The 270-nt window shown below is 69.6% G+C and carries 1 protein-coding gene; it reads right to left on the bottom strand.

Translation table 11 applies throughout. The features are described 5' to 3' along the window. On the bottom strand, window positions 1-270 hold a 270-nt coding region (locus FLV34_RS40060; RefSeq protein WP_187280913.1), incomplete at both ends, for a transposase.

The raw sequence follows: 270 nt of genomic DNA, 5'->3' as shown, positions 1-270 counted from the left end.
CCACGACTCGGTCGACTCGCGGTAGCCGTCGGACAGCGCGATGAGCTCCTTACGGCCGTCGGCGCGCACGCCGATCATCACCAGCAGGCACAAACGGTGCTCCTCCAGGCGGACGTTGACGTGCACCCCGTCGGCCCACAGGTATACGTAGTCCACGCCCGACAGGTCACGGTCGGCGAAGGCGCGCTGCTCGGCCTTCCACTGCTCGGTCAGCTTCGTGATGACCGGCGCCGACAGGCCGGCCGCCGAGCCGAGGAACTGCCCCAGCGC

The sequence above is a fragment of the Microbispora sp. CSR-4 genome (assembly GCF_008033685.1).
Lineage (GTDB): Bacteria > Actinomycetota > Actinomycetes > Streptosporangiales > Streptosporangiaceae > Microbispora.
The sequence above is the reverse complement of the archived record's forward strand: the minus strand, read 5'-3'. Positions and strand labels throughout refer to the sequence as shown.